Consider the following 3,686-nt stretch of genomic DNA (forward strand, 5'->3'; position numbering starts at 1 on the left):
CACCCTTTTTATCTTCTACTTCAAGGAAAGCAATATAAGTAGAATTATCTTTTGGGAGGTGGAAATAAGTATTGCCGTTTTGGTCTAATTTTAAATCTGTTTCAATAACTTTTTTTTCTGCTTCTTGATCCTCTTTTGATTTTTTTATGATCCTTATAGCAATATTAGAATTTTTTGATAATTTTTTTAGTTTTTTTCGGCTTTTTTCAGAAAAGTTCCAGTAAACATATACCCAGTTAGGATTGACAGGCATTAATTTAAGTTTTTCCCTTTCATACTTTTGAGGAAGCTCTTTTGATTCATTTGATTTTGGAAGCTTTTGTAGATTTTGTAGATTTTTTGGTAATTTTGTATAATCCGAAACTTTCTCAAATCTTTGATTTGGAGATTCTTCTAACCTCTTAACCTCTTTTCTAACTGCCTTTAAAATTTCTTTTTTATTCATATTTCGTTTTAATTTAACACCTAAATTTTTTGCGATATTTCTCAATTCCTGTATTGTAGGTTCATCTGCCCTAAAAGTATCTAACAATTTTTTATCCAATTCCTTTACTTTCATAAAGCACCTCCCAAACTTATAGACACTTTAGAAACTCTAAAACTTTATATATAGCGTCCCTTCGCCCCACAGCCTGCCTTCTAACGAATTTATTTTTAATATTCAATTCCCTACATAATTGTATCATAAGAAAATTAAATAATTTGACAATAGAGAATTAAATATTGACAAAAGAGATTCCTTGTGATATTATATATTTTGAAAAGTAAGGCAGCGGAGCGTAGCGCAGTTGGGAGCGCGCCGGTCTTGGGCACCGGAGGTCGCTGGTTCAAGCCCAGTCGCTCCGACCATTAATGATTTAATGCGGCCGTAGCTCAATTGGTAGAGTATTGGCCTTCCAAGCCAAGGGTTGCGGGTTCGACCCCCGTCGGCCGCTCCAGCGCCTGTAGCTCAAAGGATAGAGCATTGGATTTCTAATCCAAGGGTTGAGGGTTCGAGTCCCCCCAGGCGCACCACACTCTTGGTGGCTGTAGTTCAGTGGAAGAACGCCTGACTGTGACTCAGGATGTCGTGGGTTCAAATCCCACCAGCCACCCCAGCTATAAGAATCCTATCTAGGATTCTTTCTTATTTTCTCCATTATATACATAAACCTCGGTTCCCAAAGACGCTAAAAAATCTATAACTTCCACATCAAAGTTGAACATTCTTATACATCCGTGAGATATCCTTTTGCCTATTTCCCATGGTTTTGTTGTACCATGAATCCCATATTGAGGGTTTGAGAGTTGTATCCATCTTGTTCCCATTCCATTCATTAGAGATCCGGGTGGTATATATTCATCGTACCAATACAATGCAGGGTCTTTCTCTTTGTATGAAATTCGATAGTAACCGGGCGGTGTATAATCACTCATACCAACCGCAACGATATAAGTTTTTAACAACTGATCATGAAAATACAGGTGCATCTTATTTTGCGAAAGGTTTATTTCTAAGCGTAAAGGACTTTCTTCATATTTAACTTGTCCTATCTTTAAAGCTTGTCCAGGATATATCAAAGAAGGATCTTTTAGATCGTTCATGTTGACCAAATCTCCAGGAAGAACTTTGTATTTTTCAGCAATTTTATATAAACTCTCACCTTTTTGCACGATATGGTAACCATATACTTCATGTCTTTGCTTTGGTTTTAAAACGTTCTCGGTAGCTACAACATTTGCCAATTTCAAAAAGGTGACTTTTCGTTCAAAAAGTATTCCATATCTATTTCTAAAAGTAAAAACAGAGTCATAAAACCCATCTTCAAAGTTACCCAGCAGCCTTAAGAACTCATCTGTACCTTCAAAAACGGTATCCCCCACCTGTACTTTTACTAATTCCAAATCTTCTTCTGGGTAATAATCCAAATAATATTGATAACCATTTTCCACGACAGAGGTGGTTATTTCAACTTCTATATTTGGAGCGAATAAGGATTTTTCCAAAAAATTTGCAAAAAACTGTGAAACATTTTTCCCTACTTTATCTGTAGAGGTTACTAAGAATGAATAATAATCGCCTTTAAAAGCATTTAAATTAACATAAAAGGAGAAATCACCGTTTTCTTTTTCATACAAGGTTAATTTCTTTCTATCTCCCCCATCATATATGTATACATTTGGTTTTTGCGTAGTATTTATATAACTTTCTAAATTAATTTTCACAATATTTTGAGTTTGATCATATTCAACGGGATACAAACGAAAATAATTTTCAGAAAAAAGTACTGAAAATAAAGTCACAAATATTATTAGCGATAATCCTTTTGTGATTTTTCTCAAGTCGAAGTTCCTCCTTACTAGTAAAAATGGTCACCTCGTTTTCCTCTTTTTCAAACCCTATATCTTCTCTTGAAACATCGTTTAAAACTATCATATCAATCTTTTTTTCTTTTAATTTCTTTATGGCATTCTCTTTTAAGTTCTCTGTTTCCGCAGCGAATCCAACAAGTATTTGACCAACTCTTTTTTTCCTTCCTAATTCTTTTATTATATCAGGATTTTTCTCAATTTCTAGATTAACTATTGTATCTTTTTTTAACTTTTGTTCCGAATAATTTTTTATTCTTACATCACTTACTGCAGCTGTCATAACTATTATGTCATTATCTTCAAAATGCTCTAATACTCTTTCTCTTAATTCTTTAGCACTTTCTATTTTTATGATTTTTTTTATAATAGATGGTGGTTTTAAGTTGGTGGGTCCAGATATTAAAGTAACCTCAGCTCCTCTGTTTGCGAATTCTCTTGCTAATTCGTAACCCATTCTTCCACTGGATCTGTTTGATAAAAACCTTACAGGATCAATATTTTCAACCGTGGGTCCGGCTGTAACTAAAACTTTCTTATTCATAAAATCCTTTTTGGAAAGTAGGTATTCACTGTATTCTAATATTTCACTATTATCTGGATACCTTCCTTTACCAAATTCTCCATCTGCTAAGTGACCTTCTCCGGGGTCTATTATATACCAACCATTTTGTTTTAATATTTCTAAATTCCTTTTATTAACGGGATTTTCATACATCCTAACGTTCATTGCAGGAACAATTAGTTTAGGATTTTTCGAATAAGCTAAAGCGGTACAAGAAAGTAGATCATCGGCAATTCCATGTGATATTTTAGCTATTATATTTGCTGTCGCAGGGGCGACGATAAACAGTTCTGCCCATCTAGAAAGCTCTGTATGGGGTATCCAACCGTTTTTAACATCGAAAGTTTCATAGTAAACCTCACAGTTACCTACTGCAGAAAAAATCTGGTCGGATATCCATCTTTGAGCATTTTTTGTCATGATAACTTTTGGATTACATTCAATCTGTCTCATCTTAGAAATTAGATCAACCGCTTTATAAATGGCGATTCCACTCGTTACACCGAGTAAAATGTTTTCCCCTTTTAAGTAAGGATACACAGAGAATTCACCTTCTTGGATTAATATCCAAAGTATTTGAGAATTCCAAAGCTCTTTTTAACCTTTTAATACTTTCATTTTTTCCTAAAATAATTATAGATTCGTACAACCCAGGAGTTACTAACCTCCCTAAAAGAGATCCTCTTATTGTCTGAAAAACATTTTTTCTACCAGTGATATTTAGAGCGGCTATTTCTTTTAAAGTATTTTCTACATTTGCAAGGTCGTACTC

3 protein-coding genes, 4 tRNA genes and 1 pseudogene are annotated in these 3,686 nt (G+C 34.1%); 4 read left to right on the forward strand and 4 right to left on the reverse strand.

The features are described 5' to 3' along the window. Positions 1 to 559: DUF4912 domain-containing protein (locus AA81_RS04115; protein ID WP_103898295.1), on the reverse strand; the 559-nt coding region annotated here is incomplete at its 3' end. Between the two features lie 214 nt (positions 560 to 773). On the opposite strand from AA81_RS04115, the gene AA81_RS04120 reads away from it, so the two are divergent. The 4 genes from AA81_RS04120 (at position 774) to AA81_RS04135 (ending at position 1,097) form a co-directional block, all read left to right on the forward strand. Then, a tRNA-Pro gene (locus tag AA81_RS04120) sits at positions 774 to 849 on the forward strand. Positions 850 to 862: 13 nt separating this feature from the next. Continuing rightward, a tRNA-Gly gene (locus tag AA81_RS04125) sits at positions 863 to 938 on the forward strand. Beyond that, positions 939 to 1,014 (forward strand) — tRNA-Arg (locus tag AA81_RS04130). 8 nt (positions 1,015 to 1,022) lie between these two features. After that, positions 1,023 to 1,097 (forward strand) — tRNA-His (locus AA81_RS04135). A gap of 16 nt (positions 1,098 to 1,113) precedes the next feature. Here AA81_RS04135 and AA81_RS04140 read toward each other — a convergent pair. From AA81_RS04140 to AA81_RS04150, 3 genes and pseudogenes are all read right to left on the reverse strand, one after another. Beyond that, positions 1,114 to 2,322, reverse strand: a complete 1,209-nt coding sequence (locus AA81_RS04140) for a L,D-transpeptidase family protein (RefSeq protein WP_103898296.1) — start codon at positions 2,320 to 2,322, stop codon at positions 1,114 to 1,116. After that, complete coding sequence (gene coaBC / locus AA81_RS04145) at positions 2,255 to 3,454, reverse strand: bifunctional phosphopantothenoylcysteine decarboxylase/phosphopantothenate--cysteine ligase CoaBC (RefSeq protein WP_103898297.1); 1,200 nt, start codon at positions 3,452 to 3,454, stop codon at positions 2,255 to 2,257. The genes AA81_RS04140 and coaBC overlap by 68 nt, the downstream gene beginning before the upstream one ends. Positions 3,455 to 3,461: 7 nt before the next feature. Beyond that, positions 3,462 to 3,686: pseudogene (locus AA81_RS04150) on the reverse strand (glutamate--tRNA ligase); the annotation flags it as partial.

This window comes from Petrotoga halophila DSM 16923, assembly GCF_002924615.1.